13 protein-coding genes and 9 pseudogenes are annotated in these 22,579 nt (G+C 62.5%); 10 read left to right on the top strand and 12 right to left on the bottom strand.

Translation table 11 applies throughout. The annotated features are described in order from the left end of the window. Positions 1 to 425: 425 nt before the first annotated feature. Positions 426 to 1,022: pseudogene (locus HB777_37860) on the bottom strand (methyltransferase domain-containing protein). Between the two features lie 55 nt (positions 1,023 to 1,077). Here HB777_37860 and HB777_37865 point away from each other — a divergent pair. Then, positions 1,078 to 1,343: pseudogene (locus HB777_37865) on the top strand (ABC transporter ATP-binding protein). Between the two features lie 162 nt (positions 1,344 to 1,505). Here HB777_37865 and HB777_37870 read toward each other — a convergent pair. Together HB777_37870 and HB777_37875 are read right to left on the bottom strand one after the other, a co-directional pair. Further along, a pseudogene (locus HB777_37870) lies at positions 1,506 to 1,829 on the bottom strand (hypothetical protein). 212 nt (positions 1,830 to 2,041) lie between these two features. Further along, a complete protein-coding gene (locus HB777_37875; protein QND69438.1) occupies positions 2,042 to 2,938 on the bottom strand; it encodes a LysR family transcriptional regulator in 897 nt (298 codons plus the stop codon). Between the two features lie 160 nt (positions 2,939 to 3,098). Here HB777_37875 and HB777_37880 point away from each other — a divergent pair, with 160 nt between their 5' ends. The 6 genes and pseudogenes from HB777_37880 (at position 3,099) to HB777_37905 (ending at position 6,779) form a co-directional block, all read left to right on the top strand. Next, positions 3,099 to 3,947 carry a dioxygenase gene (locus HB777_37880; GenBank protein ID QND69439.1) on the top strand — a complete coding sequence of 283 codons (849 nt, stop codon included), beginning with the start codon at positions 3,099 to 3,101 and terminating at the stop codon, positions 3,945 to 3,947. After that, complete coding sequence (locus HB777_37885) at positions 3,944 to 4,324, top strand: glutathione S-transferase domain-containing protein (protein QND69440.1); 381 nt, start codon at positions 3,944 to 3,946, stop codon at positions 4,322 to 4,324. The genes HB777_37880 and HB777_37885 overlap by 4 nt, the downstream gene beginning before the upstream one ends. Before the next feature lie 27 nt (positions 4,325 to 4,351). After that, positions 4,352 to 4,750 carry a DoxX family protein gene (locus HB777_37890; protein ID QND69441.1) on the top strand — a complete coding sequence of 133 codons (399 nt, stop codon included), beginning with the start codon at positions 4,352 to 4,354 and terminating at the stop codon, positions 4,748 to 4,750. Positions 4,751 to 4,809: 59 nt separating this feature from the next. Then, entirely contained in the window at positions 4,810 to 5,712 is a 903-nt protein-coding gene (locus HB777_37895) for an NADP-dependent oxidoreductase (protein QND69442.1), read from the top strand. Between the two features lie 68 nt (positions 5,713 to 5,780). Beyond that, positions 5,781 to 6,250, top strand: a pseudogene (locus tag HB777_37900) (Rieske 2Fe-2S domain-containing protein). Further along, entirely contained in the window at positions 6,147 to 6,779 is a 633-nt protein-coding gene (locus HB777_37905; GenBank protein ID QND69443.1) for a creatininase family protein, read from the top strand. The pseudogene HB777_37900 and the gene HB777_37905 overlap by 104 nt, the downstream one beginning before the upstream one ends. Positions 6,780 to 6,848: 69 nt before the next feature. On the opposite strand, the pseudogene HB777_37910 reads toward HB777_37905, so the two are convergent. Next, a pseudogene (locus tag HB777_37910) lies at positions 6,849 to 8,476 on the bottom strand (IS1634 family transposase). 417 nt (positions 8,477 to 8,893) lie between these two features. Here HB777_37910 and HB777_37915 point away from each other — a divergent pair. Together HB777_37915 and HB777_37920 are read left to right on the top strand one after the other, a co-directional pair. Next, complete coding sequence (locus HB777_37915; GenBank protein QND69444.1) at positions 8,894 to 9,535, top strand: TIM barrel protein; 642 nt, start codon at positions 8,894 to 8,896, stop codon at positions 9,533 to 9,535. After that, the gene (locus HB777_37920; protein QND69445.1) at positions 9,487 to 9,729 is read left to right on the top strand and encodes a hypothetical protein; all 243 of its coding nucleotides are present in this window, start codon (positions 9,487 to 9,489) and stop codon (positions 9,727 to 9,729) included. Before HB777_37915 ends, HB777_37920 begins: the two co-directional genes overlap by 49 nt. Before the next feature lie 558 nt (positions 9,730 to 10,287). Here HB777_37920 and HB777_37925 read toward each other — a convergent pair. The 6 genes and pseudogenes from HB777_37925 to HB777_37950 form a co-directional block, all read right to left on the bottom strand. Continuing rightward, positions 10,288 to 11,352 (bottom strand): caspase family protein, encoded by a 1,065-nt coding sequence (locus tag HB777_37925; protein ID QND69446.1) that lies wholly within the window; start codon positions 11,350 to 11,352, stop codon positions 10,288 to 10,290. A 33-nt stretch (positions 11,353 to 11,385) separates the two neighbouring features. Beyond that, a pseudogene (locus HB777_37930) lies at positions 11,386 to 13,862 on the bottom strand (hypothetical protein). Between the two features lie 18 nt (positions 13,863 to 13,880). After that, a complete protein-coding gene (locus tag HB777_37935; protein QND69447.1) occupies positions 13,881 to 14,711 on the bottom strand; it encodes a hypothetical protein in 831 nt (276 codons plus the stop codon). Beyond that, positions 14,708 to 15,676, bottom strand: coding sequence for a hypothetical protein (locus HB777_37940; GenBank protein QND69448.1), 969 nt, complete (start codon positions 15,674 to 15,676; stop codon positions 14,708 to 14,710). Before HB777_37940 ends, HB777_37935 begins: the two co-directional genes overlap by 4 nt. A 3-nt stretch (positions 15,677 to 15,679) precedes the next feature. Then, a pseudogene (locus tag HB777_37945) lies at positions 15,680 to 16,960 on the bottom strand (hypothetical protein). A gap of 3 nt (positions 16,961 to 16,963) precedes the next feature. Then, positions 16,964 to 17,119, bottom strand: a pseudogene (locus HB777_37950) (IS630 family transposase). Between the two features lie 81 nt (positions 17,120 to 17,200). Here HB777_37950 and HB777_37955 point away from each other — a divergent pair. Beyond that, positions 17,201 to 18,211 carry an IS110 family transposase gene (locus HB777_37955; protein ID QND69449.1) on the top strand — a complete coding sequence of 337 codons (1,011 nt, stop codon included), beginning with the start codon at positions 17,201 to 17,203 and terminating at the stop codon, positions 18,209 to 18,211. Positions 18,212 to 18,409: 198 nt separating this feature from the next. Here the strand turns inward: HB777_37955 and HB777_37960 are convergent, their stop codons facing one another. Together HB777_37960 and HB777_37965 are read right to left on the bottom strand one after the other, a co-directional pair. Beyond that, positions 18,410 to 18,970 (bottom strand): IS630 family transposase, encoded by a 561-nt coding sequence (locus HB777_37960; protein QND69450.1) that lies wholly within the window; start codon positions 18,968 to 18,970, stop codon positions 18,410 to 18,412. A 623-nt stretch (positions 18,971 to 19,593) separates the two neighbouring features. Continuing rightward, positions 19,594 to 22,566 (bottom strand): annotated as a pseudogene (locus HB777_37965) (Tn3 family transposase). Between the last annotated feature and the right edge of the window lie 13 nt (positions 22,567 to 22,579).

A 22,579-nucleotide genomic window follows, 5' to 3' on the forward strand; every position in this document is an offset into this window, starting at 1 on the left:
AGGAGCTGAGGCATAGGACGGCGCAGACCGTCCGCTCTTCAAAGAAGAATATTCTCCAGGGGGATCGTCATCATTGATCCGGCTGTCAGGAGGCCTGGGCAGCTGAAAGAGGGCGATGGCTATGATATGGTCAGGGACGGGATTGCATGGTTTGCGTCAGGCACCTGCACGGATCACCTCTCAAAAATGGCAGGCCGGTCCCGGCATCGAAGCGCCGTCGCGAGATTTTCGCGGCCGCGGTGGCTTCGCTGTCAATTGTCCGCAGGGCGAAATCCGCAGCAAATGAGTGTGCGCTAAAAGGCATAGCCGCCTCCGCAAGCGGAGGCGGCTACAAAAGCGCAATCGATGCGAATTTCGTGACGATCACCGTCGTGTCCTTCAGCAGGATTTTGCAGAATGCCGCCACTTTCCGCGCGTGCTGCGGCTCAGACTGCTCGTCGGTAAGTCCAGAGCTGTGCGGGCGGGATGTTGCGGACGACGAAATCATAGTGAGACACGACGTAGCGGTCGGGCATTTTGATCACCGGCGACAAAGGTCCGTAGGTGATCTGAATGACAGGTCTCCCGCGAGGAATTCGGGCAAGCAAATCCTCAAGCAATGCAATGCGCTGTTCCATCGGAAAACTCAGCAACGGCACCGCACTTATCACACAGTCGAATTGCTCCCCGCGCCGCTCGGCCAGCACTTCCTCCAGCGCGAACGCATCGCCCAATCGAAAATCCACCCCTGGAAAGCGTCGTGTGAGACGATGATAGAAATCCTTGGATTATTCGACCGAAACCAGCTGATGCGGCTTGATGCCCCTTTCCAGGATTGCCTTGGTGATGACGCCAGTTCCTGCGCCCAGCTCAAGAACCGGCAATCCGGATGCCGGATTGATAACGCTTGCCATACGACGCGCGGCATGAACGGACGTTGGCATCAGCGCGCCCACTCGTTTCCTGTCCTTCTGCCAGCCCTTGAAGAATTGCACTTCTTCTTCGAACTTCCTGGCGAGGAGCTCCTTCAATCGAAAGACCATATCCACTCCCTGCTACGCTATTTGTCTGGGTCATTTTGACGACGCACTCTATCCCCTTGCCGGACTGGAGACCGCCGACAGCGGTGCTGTCGCAATAGACGGCTAGCCGGTGCATGGCGTCGGCGCCGAGCGCGCGGTGATCTTCCAGGAAACCGCCTGCTGCCTTGGCCGAGCGTACTCGGCAACGTCGCTTTCGGCCTCGAGGTACGGGGCATGGCCAACCAAGAAGCCGAAGAAAGGGTCCGCTTCCATATTGCACTGGTGGTCGGCCTCGCCGAATTCACCGATGCCTGGCCAAGGCAGCTTTCAGGCGGCAGCGCCTCTCCACCGCTATATATCTGAGTTAAGCGCAATTCAGCAAAGCCAGTGGTTTCCAAAAGGGCTGACCAGAGCGTCGGAACGCATCGTGGGGCTTTGCGGTCGCAATAGGTTGGGCGGGGTCGCGGTATGATGCTCATCTTGTTGCTCTGGCCCGGGCGCGTAGGCTATCTCGTCGTCGGTCCAGCCGGATTCCGCTGCGCGCTCAACCAATTCCTGAAGGGCCGGTTCCAAGGCGAGCTGGCATTGAAGGCCGCGGTCCGTATGTCGACTGGGCACCTTGGTTCGGCGATCGCAATGCTTGATCTCTTCGTTGCAGGCCATGGGCTCTCGCCCCTCCCCTTTCGCCATACAAGGCGCGCCAGCTCACGCGTTGTTCGTGCGCGCCTCGGCAATCGCTTCATCAACCAGCCGCTCCAGCGATCCGGCGCGTTCAAGCTCCTTGAAGAAATAATGCGGCGTGACGCTACCGAGCCGGTGCAACTCGGCTGCCCGTTTCGCATCGAGCAAGACAACCGGCGGCGGGTTGACCGTCACGCTCCAGCGCTTTCCTGAAGAAGCGCTTGGCCGCCGGACAGGTGCTCGTCGACCTGCCATTTGCGGGTCACGAGCCGCTTGCGCCGGGTGAAGCGTCCCAGGCGCAGTGGGGCGAAATGAACGACCCCGCGGTATCGTGGAATGGCGATGCTGATGCGGCGCTACTATTGCACCTCCTGTAGCCTCGCCGTCATGAAGTCTATGAAAGTGCGGACCTTGGCGGAAAGGTATTTTCGGCTCGGATATACGGCATGTAGCGTGTTGGTGAACCCGATCGCGTCTGGAAGCACCATCTCCAGCCGGCCTGCTTCGATATCCGGCTCAACCATCCATTTCGGTAGAAAAACAAGGCCCATGCCCCGCAGCGCTGCAAGCTGCAAAATCGTCTCGTTCTCGCTCTGCATCACGCGACGGAATGTGACCCTGTGCCGTCCATCCGGACCTTCCAGCGACAGGCTGTCGCCGAGGTTGATCCCGCTGAACCAAAGCAGCGCGTGGCCATTGAGATCGGTGATACGTTGGGGTCGCCCTGTTCGCTCCAGATATTCCGGCGATGCCATGAGACGAAACTCGATCTGGGTCAGCGGACGGGCAACAAGGCCCGGATCGAGCCGCTCGCGCGACGTTGCCCGCAGAGCCAGGTCGAAACCTTCGTCCACCAGATTGACGATACGCCCGCTTAGATCCACATCCAGGCAGACGTCGGGATAGCGCTGATTGTAGGCGGCCAGTATGTCTACAAAGCAGGTGCTGGCTGCCCAAACCGGCGCACTCAGTTTCAGGGTCCCACGGGGTGCCACGGTGACGTTGCCGACAGCCGCTTCCACCTCGTCAAGCCCTTCAAGCATCTGTTTGGTTTGATTGAAATAAAGCGCACCAGACTCTGTGAGGCTGACTCTTCGGCTCGTCCGGTTGAGCAACCGGGTGCCCAGGCGGTTCTCCAACTGCATTACGTGTTTGCTGGCCATTGCCGGCGAAATGCCGAGGCGATCTGCGGCAGCGGTGAAGCTTTTTAGGTCGGCGACGGTGCAAAACACCCGCAGGCTCGTCAACGTATCCATTTATCATCAACATCCAGGAAATGGTTCTTCAATATCAGCCAGATTGATCATTGAAGGAGAAAAAATCAAATTCTTCCGCAACGGACGCCCTTGGAAGGCAAGCTTTTCAAACGGCGCCCCAGCCGCGGATTTTGCGGTCACCTCATGAAGGACAAACCTGGTGACAGATTCCTTGCTCCCGACCTACTTCATCAGTCATGGCGGCGGACCCTGGCCCTATATTACGGGCGAGTTCCGCCGCAATTTCGACGTGCTTGAGAAGTCGCTGGTGGACATGCGCGCCGAACTCGGCAGCGCGCCGAAGGCGGTCCTCGTGATCTCGGGCCACTGGGAAGAGACTGGTTTTGCCATCTCGTCAGGTGTCAAGCCGGGCATGGTCTATGACTATCACGGCTTTCCGGAATACCTCTATAGCATCGCCTACAATGCGCCCGGCTCGCCGGAGCTTGCGAACCGTGTTCAGCGGCGACTCCTCGCAAGCGGCATCGAAGCGGCACTTGATCCAACACGCGGTTACGATCACGGCACCTTCAGCATCATGAAGCCTCTCTATCCGGACGAGGACATTCCTTTGGTCCAGCTTTCGCTGGATATGGGTTACGATCCGGCGCTGCATATCAAGGTCGGCCGAGCTCTCGCGCCTCTGCGCGCCGAGGGCGTTCTGATCATCGGCAGCGGCCTCAGCTATCACAACCTGTCTGCCATGCGCGGCACGGACGGATACGAGCCGTCCCGTCGCTTTGACGCCTGGCTCCAGGAAACTCTGATGCATTGTCCTTCCGAGAAGCGAACCGAACGGCTCATCGAATGGGAACGGGCGCCAGCCGCCCGCGCGGCGCACCCCCGTGAAGATCACCTCATCCCGCTGATGGTGGTGGTCGGTGCCGCCGAAGACGAACCGGGTGCCACGATCTATCACCAGAAGGACTTCGCGGGCGGGCTCACCGCATCGAGTTTCCGCTTCGGTCTCGCCCCTTCAGCCGCCCAAGCAAATGGAGATGCGCCATGATCAGCGAAACGTTCAAACCGATCGTCTATCTCAAGGAGAACTGCCCCTTCTGCTTGAAAGTTCGCCTGTTTCTTCTGGAATCAGGCCTGGCTTCGGAAGTTGAAAGCCGCGACTTCGTTTCCGGCACCGCGGGGGAGCAAGAAATCCGGACAGAGCTGCTGCCGCACCTCGATGAGGTGAGCTTTCCGTGCGCGCAGCTTGAGCCCGGTCGTTACGTCACTGAATCCGACGACATTGTTGCATTCTTCGCGGCAAAGGCGGGCCGCGATCCGGCCAGGCTGCCGGTCTACCGGAACTATGTCGATGGCGTCTTTGCCATGTCGATGAAGCTCTGGAAGGAAAACCAGGAACTGAAGAAGGCGGTTTCCGCCGCCTGACCACCCATCAACCAAATTGGAGATGTCATGCTTGATACCGTCAAATGGACGCCGCGCGTTCTTGCGATCCTTCGCATCATGACCGCACTTCTGTTCCTCGAACACGCGACCATGAAATTCCTGCAGTTCCCGGCCGCGATTCCGGGTGTGTCCTATCCGCTGCCCGCCATCATGATCGTTGCCGGCACAATCGAGGTGATCACCGCGCTGTTGATGTTCGTCGGATTTTACACGCGCCTCGCCGCCTTCATTGCTTCGGGTGAGATGGCAGCCGCCTATTTCATGGCACACGCGTCGCAGGGTTTCTGGCCGGCTCTGAATTTCGGCGAACCCGCGATCCTGTTCTGCTTCATCTTCCTTTATCTCGCCCTCGCAGGCGGTGGGGCATGGGCCCTCGAGAACGCTCGCCGCCCGGCCATGGCGTAAACGGCAGCATCTGGAAAAAGCAAGTGCCAAACCAGACGACCAGAATTTTGGAGACCGCAATGAAAGCCGCACTTCTCAAATCCTACGGCGACGTCGATCACTTCGAAATCGCCGATATTCCGACGCCGCAGCCGGGGCCGGGCGAGGTCCTCATTAAGATCGAGGCATCCGCGGTCAACCCATTCGACCTTGTTCTCCGCCAGGGCTTCATGGCCGAATTTATACCGCTGCCGCTGCCGGCTGTGCTTGGCGGAGACGCCGCCGGCGCCATTTCGGCGCTCGGCGAAGGCGTGACCGGTTTTGCGGTCGGTGACCGGGTTGTGGCCGATTTTCCGGCAAACGGCAAAGGCGCGCACGCCGAATATGGCGTCGTTGCAGCCACATCTGTCGCCAAGCTGCCTGCTGAACTAAGTTTCGAGCAGGGTGCCTCGCTCGTCAAAGCAGGCCTTACCGGGCGCCAAACCGTCGAAGCGCTGGGAATCAAGGCTGGCGATCGGGTTCTGGTCTCGGGCGGCCTTGGCACGGTGGGACGGTCCGCGATCCAGTATCTCAAACAGATCGGCGCCAAGCCGGTGGCCGGCGTCCGGCGTGAGCGGCTGAGTGAAGGCCGCGACGTGGCGGGCGAAGCGCTCGATATCACGATCCCAGCCGCAATTCCGAGTTTCGACTATGCCATTAGCGCCGCCGGCCCCGTGGCCGACAATCTCATCAGCCATGTCCGCGACGGTGGCCATGTGGCCAGCGTTGTTCCGGTGCCCGAGGGCGCCAATGCCGGAAATCGCGTGGCTGTCATTGAACTCTACCACCGCACCGATGCCGCCACGCTTGATGCAGTGCTGGATTCCGCCGTACGTGGGCAGCTGGTGATCCCGATTTCCCACACTTTCACCCTGGACCAGATTGGCGCGGCCCAAAAAGCGGTTGCAGCGGGCGCTTCCGGGAAAGTCGTGCTGAAGCACTGAAAGCAAGAATATGGCCTCGCCGTATGTGACATTCGATTTTGGATGGCGCGTGTGAGGCCGCGAAGTCCATGTGGCGCGGGCGGCGAATTCCTGCTTGCACCAGGAAGCGTACCCGGCGCGTAAGGGCGTGCGCCGTCGACGACGTGGACGAGGACGAGGAGGACGTGATCCGCTTTGACCACGCCGGAGCAACCTACGCGATCTATCGCAGTCCAGAAGACGAGTTTTTCGCGACCGACGGCCTGTGCACGCATGAGTGCATCTGGCCGACGGCCTGGTGATGGACAATATTGTCGAATGTCCCAAGCACAACGGCAGGTTCGACTACAGGACTGGAGCGGCAAGAGGCGCTCCGGTTTGCGTGAACTTGAGGACCTATCCGACACGCGTCGACGGTGGCGAGTCTTTATCGAAATCGATTGAGATTTGGGGCCATGATCTTCAAGGAACAGGTCAGGTGGGAGTTCCTCAAGCCCCAGGAATTTCTCGAGCGCCAGAAACAGAAACCGGTCGTCTACCTTCCGATGGGCCTTTGTGAGCCGCATGGGCATGTCGCACCTTTCGGTCTCGACACGATCAAGGCCGACTGGCTGTGCGACGAAGCCGCTGACCGGTTCGGTGGCGTCGGCGCACCGACCATGGCCTACCACACCCATGAGACCGGCTATCACGCGCCTTGGCTTAAGGAGGTCATGGGCGGGGTCAATCCCAGGCTCGCGGCGCTGCCGCCGCATCTCCTGCTCGAGACGCTGCTCTACCAGCTGCGGGCTTTCCGCAACGCCGGATTCCAGGCGGTGGTTGTCGTCAGCGGTCACCATGGAAGCCAGGACGATCTCAGGATGATTGCGGAGGCATTCGCTGGCGCCTTCCCCATTCAGCACTTTGTCAGGACAGACCCCGAGCTCGTCAGCGGGAAATTCACAGGCGATCATGCGGGTCGATACGAGCTTTCGCAGCTTCTGGCGATCCGACCGGACCTCGTGGCGCTGGACAGGGCTGACCGGATCGGCATGGATCCGCTGGACGTTTCGCGCAGAATCCTGACCCCACTTAAACACCGCCTGTAAGAATATGTTATTATATCAGCACGTTAGGCGCGCGCCGGCGCGTGTTACCACTACATTTTGGGGATGATATCAGGCGAGTTGTTCGTCGAGGTTGTGTGGCAGAGCGATGCCAGCTGCCTTGAAGACGTTGCCCACTTGGCCCGTAACGTGGGTTCTGGTGGTGACGATGCGACCATCCTTTTCGATGGTGGCTTCCTGGAGGCGGTCGAGATCGCGTAGAAGCGGCTGCCATTCGGGCGTCAGGCCTTTGGCCCGGCAGAGGCGGTACAGTTCCTTGCTGAGTACGAGCCCCAGGAACGAGCAAAACACATGCCCGCGGATGGCGGCATCGGATTGGTGGAAGATCGGCCGGGTATTGAAGGTTGCCTTGGCGGCGCGGAACAGGCTCTCGACCTCGAGCAAATCGCGATACCGCAGCACGGCCTGGAGCGGGGTCACCTTCGCGTTGGTCCGCACCACGGTGATGCCGTCGTAGCGGGCTTCCTCGGCAAGCTTGCCGACATCGATCTTGAAGTTCTTGCCGCTGGCCTTGAGGTAACGCCGGTAGGCCGAGTTGCCGACCAGTGCCTTGTCGCCCTTCTTGAGCTGTGCCTCGAGGCCGGCGATGATCGCCTGGCGGTCGGCCTTGTCCTTCTCGGCCTCGGCGTCATTGCGGCTGACGATATAGCGGTCTTTACCGACCTTGACCTCTTTGACCCACAACTGAGTTTCACCGCGCTGGCGCTCGAGAATGAGCGGAACCATCGGTGCCGCGTCATTGAGCACGACGTTGTGGATCACGCTGCTCGAGCGTTCGCGGGCCCCCAGAATGTATTCCATGCCAGCTTTTCGAGCGCGGCGATGGTATCGGCGCTGATCATGCCGCGATCGGCGACAACGCAGGCGCGTGTGACGCCGAAGCGCGTTCGCAGCCGATCGACCACCGGCAACAGGACGGTCACGTCAGCGGTGTTGCCGGGCACCATCTCGGTGCAGATCGGCCGGCCCTCGGCATCAACGACCAGCGCCAGGATCATTTGCGCCAGATCGGGGCGGAAGTCCTTGGAATGCCCGCGCTTGCCCAGCGTCTCGCCGCCCGCGCCGTAGAAGGACAACGAGGTGGTGTCCATGAACACAAGGCTGAGGTCGGTGAACAGGTCCTGCCGGCGCGCGAAGAGCTTTTCCTCGATCGCGTCTTTCACGCAGCGCGCCACCAGCGCGCCTTGCGCCTTTTCGCCGAGTTCCTCGCCCAGCCACGCCATGGCCCGGTAAAAGTGATGGAGCGCCAGACCCTCGGCGCCCTCGATACCATAATCGGCCATCCAGTTCGCGCAGTCGCGGTCCGAGCCCGAGACGAACAGCCGATGCAGCGTGCCAACGAACACCGCCCGTTCCACCGCAAAGCCGAACTGGCGCCCTTCCAGCACCTCTTCCAGCACCTCGCCGATCCCGAGCCGCTCCCACAGCCGCCCGAACAACAGCGGACCGCCGATGCGGCGAGAGGCAATTCGCCCCGCGTCAATGTCGGACAGGATGAGGCTGCGTTCGCCATGGCGCGCAATCGAGGCCGCCAATCTGTCAAGTTCGCCGCTGGCAACCAGCGCATCCTTGCGGCCCAGCGCCTTTATCGTGCGCTGGCGAACGGTTTTGCCGTCGCGGACACTTTCCACGAGGTAGAGATAGCGGTGGCCGCGCGCGACTCTCTCAACGACAAACATGCCAGCGTTGTTAGCGAATAAATGCCATAAAATCCATACAACATGCGGCTAGCAGATCAAATGTTGTTACCACACATTTTCGCGCCGAAAACTCGAGGCGAGTGAATTCAATAGCTTAACGGACAGCGTTCGCCATCCGTTCACCTCCAACTGTTCAAGTCGGGCCTGACGTGACAGAAGCGACCGCAGAGAAGGACACCGCATCCTTGAGGCTTCCCTCGACGCGCTCGGAGCCGCAACCAGTGCTTTTCGCTTCACGGAAAACGCCCCAGATTTTAGCCTGATGAAGGCCATGGTCGACGTCTGGGAGGGAATTGACCGTCGCCGCGCGCAGTGGAAGACACACAACCCCTGAACATCGACATCGCATTTGCGTCCCCGCCCAAGCCGGGCGGCAATCAATGGAGGAGAACGAACTTGGGCGGCACGATCAAATTTGCACTCAACCACATGACAGCCCCAAAGCTGACCAGCAAAAAACTGATCGACCTGGCATCCCGACTTGGCTGCATCGGTATAGAACTTCGGAACGACCTTGCAGACAAGGGTCTCAGCACAGGCGAATTTTTCGATGGCGAGAAGCCCTCGGCGATTGGCGAATATGCCCGCAGCAAAGGCATTCGCCTTCTGGGCCTTTCCGAGGCCTATGGCTTCAATCGCTGGTCGGACGCGATGAAGGACAAGATCAAGCTCTTGATCGCCCAGGCGAAGGAAGCCGGAGCAGAATCTATCAGCCTCATACCGAGCAACGATGGGGCCATCGAACCTGACGAGAAGCGGCTCTCCGATCTCCGCGGCGCACTCGCCGTCATACTGCCGATGCTTGAGGAGGCGGACCTGGTCGTCCTTCTGGAACCGCTGGGCTTCACGACCTCTTCGTTGCGTCGCAAGCGCGAAGCTGTCGAGGCGATCGAGGCCGTCGGGGGAAGGATCGGTTCCGGTTGGTGCACGATACGTTCCACCATCACATCGCTGGCGAGGCCGAATTTTTCCCGGAATGGACAGGCATCGTGCATATTTCCGGCGTCGTTGATCCATCCCTTGCACCCGAGGAGATGAAGGACGGTCACCGCATCCTGGTCGATGAGGCCGACCGACTGTGGAACGTTGAGCAGATCAAGACGCTTGTCGCCATGGGCTACAAAGGCGCCTATTCTTACGAATGTTTCGCGCCTTCGGTCCACGCGGACGAAAATATTGAGGCGAGCCTGAAGACGAGCATAAAGCTCATCGAGAACTCGGCGGCTCAATGAGCCTGAGTTAGCCACACCGGACTCCGCGCGAGCATTTAACAAGAGGTGCGCATCCGCCTAGCCCCCCGTTCCACACTGCCCTTTATGCGACCCAGGTAAACGTCTTTGCTCTCCGATCCAGAGGTCAGCCTCGTCGGAGGGACGGCGATCAGCATCGCGGCAATAAAGGTCTTGATTGGAGCCGACTGCGGACTGTCCTCTTTCGGCTGTGAATTGGCGAATAGCTTCCATTAGATGCTGGTAGGAACCACCGCTTTTGACCCCACGTCGGATGCTTTCCTCAAGTTGTGTCATGGTTTGATGATGTACCGCCCCCATCCTCTGTCTCTGTCCTCCAAGGCTAGTCGCCGCCGCCGATCGACAGGCTGAAGAACGGCGACGCGATCCTGCTCGTGGTTTCCCCGAGGATATTGTCCAGCTGCGCCATTTGCTTGAGCATGTCTGAAGCTGGACTTCTGACTTCCTGCCTAAGGCATGCGACATTGGCTTGAACGCCTACCGAGCCCGAATTCGATCTTGCTAAAAATGTGGGATATCGCCGACCAGGGGCCGAGCGGATTAGCGCAACGCCTTGAGCTCGCGGTGGGCAGGGAATTCGTCCAGCGCCGCGTCGATCAGGCTCTCGCGCGAAATGCTGCCGCCGCCGCCCAGGGAGATCAGGCGGAGCGCGGCGAACCACTGCGCTCGTCCGTTGCCGCTCAGCCTGAGGCGCGAGACGTCGCCGCCCGCCCGCAGCCAGATGTCCTGGTCCGTCGGGCCGAGCGGGAAGAGGTCCGGCATGATCTGCTCGAGGTCCCGGTGGCGCTGATTGACGCCCGGCGAGATCGACTTGGTGCCGCCGAGCGCGAGTGCGACGGGGAAGTTCTCCTCAAGGTCGCTAGCCTTGAACACTGGGTGCTGCCTTCCCGGGACGGACTGCCTGACCGTCTCGGACACGTGGTTGAACAGGTCAAATACCCGGATGGTCCCGTCGCTGGCGGCGGTGGCAGCGCCCTTGAGGCCGGAGAGCATCGCGGTCGTGAACACGCTGTTCCGCTCGCGTCTGAGCACCAGAGACGTCTCGGTCGCGCGCGACGACGCGAGCACAACCCGGCCGGTCCCCCGCGCCAGTTGCTGCAGCGACTTCTCGTCGAACCCTTCGTCGATCCCGTCCTCCCCATCCTCGCCCAGGCCGGACTTGAGCGTGGCGGTGCCGGCGGCATGGCACGCGTCGACGACGAGGATGACCCGCGGCGCCTTGATGGCGGCGATCGCGGCGGACAGCTCGGCCTCGCCGAGCGACGTTCCTGCGACGTCCGTGAGCTTGCAATCGTAGGGGACGAGCGCGCTCGTCGCCTCGGCGCCACTGCCGATGCGCGCCCCGTGGCCCGAGAAGAAGATCGCGACGGTGTCGTCGGCGGTCGCGGTCGCCGCGAGGTCGGCAAGCGCTTTTCGGATGTTTTCGAGCGTGGACGCGTCGTCGGTGAGGACAGTGACGTTCGCCTCCGGATAGCCGCAGTACGCGGACGACTTGAGGGTCTCGGCGGTGTCGAGCGCGTCATTGAGCACGGCGGCGGGAAGACCCCCGACCGCCTCATAGTTGGCAACGCCAATGATCAGCGCCCGGCCTTGGTCGAATTTCATTAAGGACTCCATCGGGTGTCTTCCGCCGCCGACTCAGTTCCGGAACAGCGGGTCGTTGGCCATCAGCCTAAGGTTGGGATTCTCGGGGAAGTCGGCTCGCATCTGCTGGATCAGCCTCGAGACGCGGGGTTGCCTTCCGTTTTGGATGTCGCGGATCGCACCACGCCAACGCTCCTTGCCGGTACCGTGGTGACGAAGGTCGGCGTCCCGTCCGCCGGACCGCTCCCACATCGCGTCCTGGTCCGGCCCGTTTGGAAAGAGCTCGGCGGCCAGCTCGGTGAGCACGTCCCACTTCTCACTGGCGCTGACGGGCGAGAGCCCGAGGAACCAGCGCTCGACGAGGCCGATCAGGCCGAGGCAGTGGCGGAGCACCGGCGCGACGTCGTTCCGGCCGGCCCGGTAGATCGAGATCAGGTCGTCGACGATGTCGCTTCGTCCGCGCGATGCGACGGCCCGTCCGAGCAGGTCGGCATCGGCAGGGGTGATCGACCGGACCGCGCGGACCGCGGTCGAGACCCACCGCCGGAAGCGCGCGTGGTCGAGCCCGCCGAGTCCGTCGATCACGTGGAGACCTTCCGCGAGCGTCCCGGCCGCGAGGCGCATAAGGAGCTGGTCGAGCCGCGGATCGCGGACGATCCGTTCAACCAGTTCAGGCTCGATCGTGGTGTTCTGCTGACCGGCTCCCGCGCTCGCGAACCAGGCGTCAGTCGTCGCCGCGAGCAGACGATCCCGGGTGGCCGTCGGCACCTTATCCCAGACCTTGCTCCTCCGCGGGTAAGTCGTCAGGTCTGCAAGCGGCGATACGGACAGGAGGTGGAGGAGTTCCGCCGGCGGCCTGCCGCCGTCGATCTGCTCGTCGAGAAGCTGGTTGAACGCCTTCCGCGGGTCCTCAGGCCCACGCCACGCTCCCGTGTCAGCCTTGAGTGCTGCCACCCAGATGCGCCGGTTCGGGGCGGTCGACATGTCCCGCCTCCCCAGGAGCGTCGGGTCCTTCGCCACCGCCTCGCCCGCGATCGTGAGCACCCGTGCGTCGGGAACCCTGGCCACCGCGTCGAGGATCTCGCCGGGCTTCGCGCGGCGCATCGCGAGCCGCATCGCGGTGACGTCGGCACCCGGCTCCACGGCGCTCTGGGCGCTCGCCGCGTCCGCGGGCTTCATGCTCGCGCCGGCCGCGATGGCGTGCAGCCGAAAGAGCTTCTGCTTGGCGGCAGAGGCGATGATCGGCTTCGCGGTGGCGGTATCCAGGTCTGTCGGGGCCGCGGCCTCGAGCGCCTCCAGTCCCTTCCGGTCGCTCGCGACCAGCGCGACGAGCGGCGCGGAGACGCGGGCCTCGGACTTCGCCCAGCGCCAGAACCCAGCGGCAAACTGGCCACCCGTCGCAACGGCCGAGCGGTCCAGGCCCCGCCTCGCGGCCTCGCGCCAGGGTGCGATGGCATCGTCGTCGATCAGCGCGTCGGCGACGATGGTCACTATGTCGGCATCGTCTGAGGGAAGATAGTTGTTTTGTTCGAACCATAGCTCGAGCGCCTGCCAGACGAGGCCGCTCGTCTCGAGACCCGGGAGCGCGAGGTTGCGCAGCGTCAGGATCTCCGATGGCTGAGCCGTCGGGAGTACTTCGACGAGCCGCTCGACGATGGTGCGTTTCTCGACCTCCCCCGCGCGGGATCCGGCGAGAGCCGCTCGATCAACCGGGTGGCCGAGACAAGCCGCGCGACGGTGTTGGGCGTCGTGGATGCGATGGCGTGCGCCTGCTCGAGCAGCTGGAGCTCCTGGAAATCGTCAAGGTTCGCGCCGATCCTGTCGCCGAACTCCCGCAGCTCGGCGCCGTCGGCCGAGCCGTCGATCATTCCAGCGGCCTGGGGCCGCTCGGCGCCGCTCCGGCCAACGATCCGCTGCTGCTGTTGCCACCGCCCGACGAGGGAGGCTGGCGTGCAGACGATCGTCGGCTCCGGCTTTTCCACCACGTCCTTCGGGCCGAAGCTCAGCCGGAAGTAGAGCTTGCGCCGCAGGGCGGGCCATAGGCGTCCCCACAGCGCGACCATGAGCTTCTCGAAGCCGTCCGATCCGATGCGCACCACCGGGCCGGAGCCGCGGCTGACGAGCGCCTGCGCCGTGTCCGCGAGATCGGATGTCGCGGGCGGCATTCCCGGTACCGGAGTCACCTCGAGCGCCTCGACGGCTGCCGGTGCCGCGTCAAACGACGTGATGAGGTGCGCGAGCAGCGGGCGGAGGTCGTCCAACGCGGCGATCTCCTCCAGGTCGCAGATCAGCGCGTGGGTGACTACCATGCCTGACCGTCCAACCGACGGATCGCTGAACGTTCGAGCGACAACGTACCAGTCGCGCACGGCGAACCCCGACGTGACGGGCGACCAGTCGGCGCCTTGGGGCTCCGTGTCCGGCAGGTCGAGGCGCTGCGCCAGCTCGCCCGCGAGCTTGCGGTCGCCGCTCGCGTACCTGAGGGCGTGCCCAAGTTTGACAGTGCCGTAGATCGCCTGGTCGACGCGCATCCTCCGCTTCCCGTCCGCTCAGTCGCCGGCGTCGAGCAGGTGGTAGATCGGCAAGGCAAGGTCGCCGCTCTTCGTGCCGTTCGCCTCGACGACGTAGCCGAAGTGCTCGGGACCCTTACTGGCGTATTCCATGTCGCGAGTCGTGGGGCTGAGCGGGCGTTCGAGCGCGGAGAGGCCCATGATCAGCGGCTGCCGCCAGTTCGACCGCACGAACGCCGAAACGAGCGGCAGTCGCGCTTCCAGAGCCTCCGACGGGGTCTGTGCGATCCCCGCCTCGTCCCAGCAGGTCAGGAGCACGCCGAGGCGCGGAAGGCGGTGCAACCTGGACGTGGACCGATGGGAGAAGATGAGCATTTGGAGCAGCTCCACCAGCCTGGCCTGGTCGGAGGGATGCACCTCCCTGTTCTCGACCGAGACGCCCTTCAGACCGGCCAGTGGCTTGGAGAACATGTCGTCGCCGACGCTCGTCTGCTGGGGCCGGATGAGCAGCAGCCACGCGTCGGCCTCGTCGACGCGCTTTTGCCAAGTGTCGGGGAGTCGCCGGTTCTCGATCACGGACTTGATCTGCTCGCCGCCATATTCAGGCCAGACCAGGTCGGCCTCGCGGCCGTTGGCATCGACCACCGGCCAGACGCTGTCGACGTTGACGGACCGTGCGGTGTGACCCGCGGCCCGTCCCTCGTCGAGGCTCTCGAGCGCGGCCTCGAAGGCCTCAAGGTTGGTGGCCGCGCCGTTCATGCGCAGCGCTCCCGGGATCCGCATGAGGCGGCGGAGCAGCTGTGCCCAGTAGTGCGTCTTACCGACGCCGCTCTCGCCGACGAGGAGGATCGAGTTGGACGTCTGGCTCACGGCTTGTTGTTCCCGTAGATGAACAGGGGGTCGTCGGATGTTGATGCCGGCGGCGGCAGCCGGACGCCGGGCCGTCTGACGCCAATCGCCCACTGGAGAAGCTCGACCAGCCCAGCGCCCTTGTTCAGCAGCGGATCGCCGTCGGGCGCCCCGACCACGCTGACCGAGTGCTCGACCGTGTCGGACATCGCGTCGGTGACGGCACCGCGGACGGCCTCCTCCATCTCCGGAGGAATGTCGACGTCGGACTTGGTCCAGACGAGAGCGACGGGGCGGCCGCCCCGTTCCGCGCCCAGGCGCTTCGCGATGCGCTGCAGCGAGCCGCGCGCCGTGCCCATCAATTCGCCGGCGAGCGCATCGCGGTCGGCCACGATCATGAAGGCGTCGGCGTTATCCGACACCCAGCGCGCGCCTGCCCCCTCGTCAGAATCCCTGTTGATAGCCCATCGCTGGAACCATTCGCCGGGCGCGTCGGTGAAGAGGTAGTCGACCGGCCGGTCGCCGTTCTCGTCGCGAAAGGTCAGGTGCAGGAGCCCCGGCGCCCTTCCGCCGCGACTGGTCGTGTGGGCGGGGAAGCCCGGCGGCTGGCCCGGCGCCCACCGCATCGAACCCGCGACCGCCTCCCACCCGGAGAGCGTGTAGGATCCGGCGAATAGCTGGCCCTTGGTGCCGGCCAGGCCTCGACCGAGGAGTAGGTACCATGCCGCGAGCAGGGTCGTCTTGCCAGCGTTCTGCGGCCCCACGACGCCGATGACGATGGGCTTGCCGCGCCCCGACACGAATCCTAGGTCCGCGAAGCCCAACGCGCTGCCGGACCACGGCATCAGCATCTCGCCCGAGAGTTCCTCGTCGGCTGTGTCGGTTACCTTGGCCCCATGCCAGATCGGGCACTTCGACAGGTCCGTGTGGCCGAGGTCGCAGCCGGTGTCGGGGACGAAGCACGTCGCCTGCGCGCACTTCTCCACGGGTCAGCCCTTCTTCGCGGAGCGACGCTTGGCAGGCGAGGCGTCTGTCGCCGCCTTCGAGGCCTGGAGCTCTCGGAAGAGCCATCCTGCCCACGCCACCGCGTCGAGCTCGGAATTGGCCGGGACGCCGGTGAGCCGCTGAAAGTCGTCCGCGTTCCGTGCGCCGGTGTGCGCAGGGTGGCCGATCAGGGCGAGCAGTGGCCCGCGCCCGTCCGGCGCCGCCGCGAGGTTGCCGGCGGCGGCTCGGAGCGAGGCGAGTCCGTCGTGGTCCTGGGCCTCAGCGACGAGGTCCCCCACGGGCCGCTTGCCGCCACCCGCTGTACCGTTCAGGCGGAGGACCGCCTCGCCCAGGAACGCCGACACGCTCGCGGGCGAGAACAGCGGGACCGTTTCGAACAGGTCGAGCGCCATGAGTGCGGCGGCGACTGAGGGCGGGAGTTCACGGTAGCTCTTACGGGCCGAGGGCGAGTACAGCGCCTCGCGCCACCAGAGAAGATTGGTGCGGCGCTGGAGCCCGGCGGTGGCGGCGCTGATCGACTTTAGCGTGTCGTCAACGTAGCCGGAAACCGCTGTGGCCAACTTGCTGAAAGGCTCGGCCAAGTCCGGCTGGCTGACTTCGATCTCGGACATGGCGGCGTTGATCGCGGCGGCGATCGCCGTCCCGGACCGCTTCCCGAATTCGTAGACCCACTGCTGTTGCTGTTGCGGCCAGTGCGGATTGCCACCTGTCGCGACGCCACCTTGCTGAGGGTGGTGAGACGATGGGCCAGCGGCCGCGGTCATGCCGTTCTGCAGGTCGGTCTGGGACGCCTCGCCGATCTTGACATCTGGTACGGTGAGGGTCGGTACCTGGTACTTCATCGGCTGGACCGAGATGGTCTCCGGCGTCGCCCACTCTTCTTCCGCGCGGGCGTCGACGCGGCGCTCGACCTGCTCGACGATGCCGATCCAGATGTCGCGCTCGTTATCGACGGGCAGGAGCGGGAGCGCGTTGCGCGCCGACGCGATGAAGCACACGCCGACGCGGTCGTCCTCTGCGGCGGCATTGACCAGCGCGTCGAGCAGAATGGCGCGGATCACCGCGATCGGCGTCGCCGCGAAAGTGTTGCGGTAGGTTGTCCACCTGTTCTGGAGCGCCGCCAGCGCCTCTTGGACCACGGGATCGTCCTCGGGCGCGTTGGGGTCGAACGCGATGAGGGAGTAGCTCAGCGCTTTAGACGGGTTCTTTTTCAGCGCGTCGCCGAGGTCCTTTGCGGCCTGCGAGAGCTTCTCTAGAGCAGATTCGACTTACTCCGGGTCATACCCGGCTGCCTCGAAGTAGTTTCGGCATTCGGCCGGTTTGAAGGCGTCGAGGCAGTCGGCGATGACGGACCAGAGTTGATCGATGGAGCGGGCGGCTGCTTTTCTGAGTAGGGCTTTGAGCTTCGAGAACGCCATCTCGATTGATGGTGTGGATGGCTCCTGCTCTCGGCGTCGCATTGCGCCATAGTCGGGCTGTCATTGTCCCGTTTGGAGGAGCCATCCATGTCAGAGCTTGCCACAGTCGGTATCGACCTCGCAAAGAGCGTCTTCCAGATTCATGGTGTAGACGAGAACGGTCGGGTTCTCGTGCGCCGCCAGCTTCGCCGCAGCCAGTTGCTCGCGTTTTTCCAGAAGCGTCCGCGATGCCTGATCGGCATGGAGGCTTGCGCAGGCTCTCACGACTGGGGACGCAGACTTCAGCAGATGGGACATGACGTCCGTCTGATGCCGCCGTCTTATGTGAAGCCATACGTGAAGCGTGGGAAGACGGATGCCGCAGACGCGGCCGCCATCTGTGAAGCCGTGACGCGCCCTTCGATGCGGTTTGTCGCCATCAAGAGCGAAGCCTGCTCGTCGGTTCTGGTTCTTCACCGCACGCGGGACTTTCTGGTTCGCCAACGCACGCAGATAGGCAACGCTATCCGAGCCCACATGACGGAGTTCGGCATCATTGCGGCGAAGGGCGCACAGAACGTCGATCGATTGAAGGAACAACTGGATCTGCTGCCGGAAGTGGCCCGGATGCCCGTGAGTTTGCTCTTCGATCAGTTGGCTGAGACGAACAAGCGGATCGAGCGGTTGACCGATGAGATCGAAGAGACCTACGAGCAAAGCGAGACAAGCCAGCGTCTGGCTACGATCCCTGGTGTGGGGATGCTGACGGCGACGATCATCGCGGCGACGACGCCGGATGTCGACAATTTTGATTGCGCGAGAGACTATGCGGCGTGGCTCGGCCTCACGCCCAAACCGCACTCCACCGGCGGCAAGCAGAGGGTGGGCCGGATCTCGAAGATGGGCAACCGTTATATCCGACGTTTGCTGTATCTGGGCGCCATGGCGCAGATCATGCTTAGACGTAGGCTCAAGCGCGAGCCGGGATCGGATTGGCTATCAAGCATGTTGAACCGGAAGAAGGCGAAGGTCGTCGCCATCGCTTTAGCGCATCGCATGGCAAGAACAATCTTCGCCGTCCTCAGGGACGGATCGCGTTACGAGCCGCAGACAGCCTGACTGGCTCTCGGAATGGTCAGGGCAAAGTGAGGTGATGGCGAACAAACGGAGACGAAGAACCAGGACACCCCGATCAATCCGAAGCGCCTCGAGCGCGCTCGATTGAGTGGGACCTGTTCTCCAAGCGGATATTCATCAGGGCGCGCAGCGATCCCGTTGCACATTCAGACGCCGTATACATGGCCGCAACCGACCTGTTCACCAAACCTGATCCGACACCCTTGACCCGCAGGAGCCATCCATACAGGGATTGAAGTCGGGCGAATATGGCGGCAGCAACAGAAGCCGTGCGCCGGTCCTTTGGATGGCCTCGCGAACGCCGGTGATCTTGTGAGCCGGCAGGTTGTCCATGACGACGATGTCGCCGGGAGAAAGTTCAGGCGCGAGCACCTGTTCGGCATAGGCCAGGAAGGCGGCGCCGTTCATCGGCCCGTCGAGCAGCATCGGTGCGGTCAGGCCGTTCAGCCGCAGTCCAGCGGTGAAGGTCGTGGTCTTCCAATGACCATGAGGAACCGGCGCACGGCAGCGTTCGCCACATTTGGCCCGCCCGCGCAGCCGCGCCATCTTGGTGGAGGCCGCAGTCTCATCAATGAAGATCAGCTTCTCGGGGTCGAGATCGAGCTGGCCGTCGAACCAGGCGCAACGGCGCGCCTTGACGTCGGGGCGCTGTTGTTCGCTGGCATGCGCCGTCTTTTTTAAACGTGACGCAGCGCCTGTCGAGAAACATCCAGATCGTCGAAGGAACCACGCGCACGCCATGCCCGGCCGCCAGCCTCTCGGCAATCTCCGCCAGAGTGATGTCGGGCGTCTCCTCGATCAGGCCGAGGATGAAGGCTTCGTGAGGATCAAGCTTCGAGCGCGACGGTTGGCCCTGCTTGCGTGCCGCCATCTCACCCGTCTCGCGATAGCGGCGATACCAGTTCCCCGCCGTAGCAATCCCGATCCGGAACCGGCGTGCTGCCTCCCGCGTCGAAACACCCTCCGATATAGCCAAAATCACCCGACCGCGAAGGTCCGCACTCAAGCTGCGTGTCATCGTCATCTCCCTGCAAATCACAGGGAAAATGAAACAGACTTCCGCCACCGCGTGAATCCCAAATGTGACTCGGCGTTCACGGAAAATGCTCTAGCTTGGTGTCGTCCCCGCCGACGTCGATCAGCCCCTTGTTCAGGAACCCTTGAAGTGTGGCGTTGTCCACGCACTCATCCCCCTGTACCGATCTCACTTTGTTTTAGCGGACCGAGCGACCATGCCAATACGAAAAATATCTTCTATTTCCAAACTAAAAAGAGGAGGATCGATTCGTTCCGGGTCGCTTATTCGGACTAACGTCGTGTAGCATGCTGCCAGCGTGGGGTGGATTGAAAGTACATGTAAAAGTTCACAGGGGCAGGTCGAAGGGCAATTGTTTCGGCACGAGTGGCGCAGGCCGGTCGTCCATGTCGAGTTCGTACTTTCCAAATCGGCGAATGTGCCGACGGGTGTAGGGACTGAGGGCAGCAGCAAGCTTCGGAGTGACGTGCAGGCCGTCATTGGCCATGGAAGCAAGAGCCTCGGTCAAGTCGGCGACATTTGAAAGCATGATAGCGTTCGCGACCAGGCTGGCATATTTGACCTGCTTTTCCTGCTCGACCGGATCCCCGCTCTTGATGATTGGACCGCCGAATGTGATCCAGTCGAGGAAATCATTGAAGGATTCGATTTTCGTGGTTTCGGCGCGGATGGTGCACCGGATCTCGGGATTGGCGATATAACGCAGCAGGAACAGCGTACGCTCGACCCGACCGAGTTCGCGGAAGGCTTGGTATAGCCGACTTTTCCGGTTGTGCGATCCGAGTTTGCGCAGCAACATGGAGGGTAGGACCAAGCCGGCCTGAATGGAGAGGACGACCTGCATCATGTCCTGCCAATGCGTCGAGATCAAGCTCCAGTCGATTTCGCGGGTGAAGAGCCTGTCAATATGCTGGTAGCGCACCGATTTGTCGGGCCGATAGAAGGTGGCGTCACCCCAATTGCGCATACGCGGCATCAGCATGATGCCGAGAAAGCGGGAAAGACCAAAGACAGGCTCGCTTTGACCCTGGGTGTCGGCATGGAGGATGTCCGGCTGGATTGTCGATCGGTTCTTCATGAGGCCGTCCAGGATATGGACCGCTTCCCAGACGCCGCAGGGGATGAAGGTGGTGAACAACGCGATATAGTTGTCAGCGATGTGATGATAGGCGATGCCACCATAGGCACCGTAACGGATATGCTGAGCACCCAGGAGGTTGTTTTCGCGAAGCGGGACGTGCGTGCCATCGGCGATCGCCGCCCGGCCGGCGCCCTAGATTTTCGGCAAGGGGAAGCGATTGTAGGCGTCGATCAGGTCCGTCATTGCGGCTTCGAGCTTGGACGTATTGATATGCTGGGCATTGAGGCGACGCAACGTATCGGCGCTGGCGATAGCTGGAGCATGGCGGGCGGCCTGGACGGGGCCGAGATTGCAACCATAGCCAAAAGTCGTGAAGACATAGCGCTGCTCGGCTCTTGTGAGCTTCGGATCGGCTCCGGAAGGCGGGCCGAAGTGGCGCGTGAAGTTGGTCCAGAAAGTCCCGTCCCTGAGAATATCGAGCAGGTGGCGTTCGCGCATGCGAGCATGGACTTCCATCTCGAAGCCCTGCAATCCCTCGGGCAGCGACTTGGCCCTGAGCTGTTTGAGGTGCGGCACGCCGTCAGCGTCAATGGTCAGTTCCGCGTTGGAGGGGAAGTCCGCATCGACCGCCACTGCTGTCGCCGTCAGTTCTCGCCGCAATTGATCGACAAGGTGTTCACCGCTCCCGGGAAGGCCAAGCGCATCGCAATATTCTGCCAGCCGCGCTTCGCAATCCGGCCAAGGCAGGAGCTGAGTCCTGTAATCATCGAAGGTTTCGGCGCCGACAACGAACAGATCCGTTGCTTGCAGCGCGTCCGCCAGATGGATGAAGACGTAGACTTCGAGCGCGCGACGATCGACCACTGTACTGCCACCACGGCGCTTCGCCACGAAGCTTTGCCATCGCTGCGAGGCAAAGCTCAGCTCAAGCGGTCCAGCCAATTCGTCACGGCGGGCGTGACGATGTTCGATCACGATCGACAATGCGTCAAGCAGGCTGCGATCCTGTGTCGCCGAGCGAATCTCCATCAAGTCCAGCAGCTGGAACAAGAGGCTGCGGGTTTTGGCGTGGATTGGCCACAGCAGCGGCAGATCGTTGTTGCGATGCCAGGCGCTGACCGTTTCACATTGCTGCGACAACGCCTCGACGCCGCCCTGCTCGGCCAAAAGAGCGCGGATGCGACGTCCAGTATCGGTGTCGCTCTCGCCTTCCTTAGCCGTTTCCAGCACCTGTCCCTGAACAGCGATCAGTTTCTCCTCGACGTCACGGTGCTGCTCCTGGAACGCTTTGAGCTTTTCCTTGGCGGCGGCCTGCGTCTTTCGGACACGGCGCAACAACATCTCGATCAGTTCGTCACGGCATTGCGCGTGGACCTGTCGCAGAAGGCTCAGGACCAGAAGGTAGCGCCGTCCTGGCCGGGCAATGGCAAGAAGTTCGCTCACCTCCAAAGCCCGGGCCTCGGCGGCGAATTGCCGGAGCTTGGTGTGGGTTATGTCTGCCAGAGGCGGATCAGGATCAATCAAATTGTTCAGCCAGTGGAGGCGCTCGATCCACAGCCTGATTGTCTCTGGGCGCGCTGGCCCAGGCGTCTGTTTCAACCGGTTGAAAGGGGTTGTCGCGGCTCCCGGCGGGACCGTCAGCAATCCATCCAGAGCCGCGACAACATCTGCGGTCAGCCGAACTGCAACCTGGTCGTACATGCGCGTGTGGACCTGGGTTCGCAAGTGGTTGACCAGCCGGTCCAGTGTGCTGAAGGCCGGCAAATCAATCGAAGCCTTCCCCAGAGCTTCAATGCCTCGATTGATCAGGCCCGCCGGATCGCTCATCGTTTCGGCTGCCGCAAGCACGGTGACCGATACCAACTGCTCGGCAGTTTCGGAATAAGCCGCCACGCCGAGATGAATGCGTACCGCCGTCCGATAGCGGTGGAGCGTCGTCTTTTGACGGGTCTCGTCGAGCAACGGGGGCACGGCGTCCAGATCAAGTTGCGCCGCCAGATAAGCGAGCGTACCGACGTGAACGTCGCTCACCGATGGAAAGTAGCCAAGGTCCTGCCGGCCCTTCAGCACCGTCGCCAGTGTCAGGCGACCGGTATCGGTGAGCGCCTTATCACGAACGAAGAAGAGATCGGCTTCATTCAGGAGGTAGCGGACGTTCAGTTCCTCAGCCGTCAGAGGGTCGCCAGGACGCGGGTAAGCGGTGCGGTCAATCGAGGTCATGAGATGTCCAGAA

Source organism: Mesorhizobium loti, assembly GCA_014189435.1.
Lineage (GTDB): Bacteria > Pseudomonadota > Alphaproteobacteria > Rhizobiales > Rhizobiaceae > Mesorhizobium > Mesorhizobium loti_G.

Coding starts and splice junctions, on each gene's coding strand:
- HB777_37875 (QND69438.1), bottom strand. CDS start 2,938: ATGGATACGTTGACGAGCCTGCGGGTGTTTTGCACCGTCGCCGACCTA.
- HB777_37885 (QND69440.1), top strand. CDS start 3,944: ATGATCAGCGAAACGTTCAAACCGATCGTCTATCTCAAGGAGAACTGC.
- HB777_37890 (QND69441.1), top strand. CDS start 4,352: ATGCTTGATACCGTCAAATGGACGCCGCGCGTTCTTGCGATCCTTCGC.
- HB777_37895 (QND69442.1), top strand. CDS start 4,810: ATGAAAGCCGCACTTCTCAAATCCTACGGCGACGTCGATCACTTCGAA.
- HB777_37905 (QND69443.1), top strand. CDS start 6,147: ATGATCTTCAAGGAACAGGTCAGGTGGGAGTTCCTCAAGCCCCAGGAA.
- HB777_37925 (QND69446.1), bottom strand. CDS start 11,352: ATGAAATTCGACCAAGGCCGGGCGCTGATCATTGGCGTTGCCAACTAT.
- HB777_37955 (QND69449.1), top strand. CDS start 17,201: ATGTCAGAGCTTGCCACAGTCGGTATCGACCTCGCAAAGAGCGTCTTC.
- HB777_37960 (QND69450.1), bottom strand. CDS start 18,970: ATGGCGTGCGCGTGGTTCCTTCGACGATCTGGATGTTTCTCGACAGGC.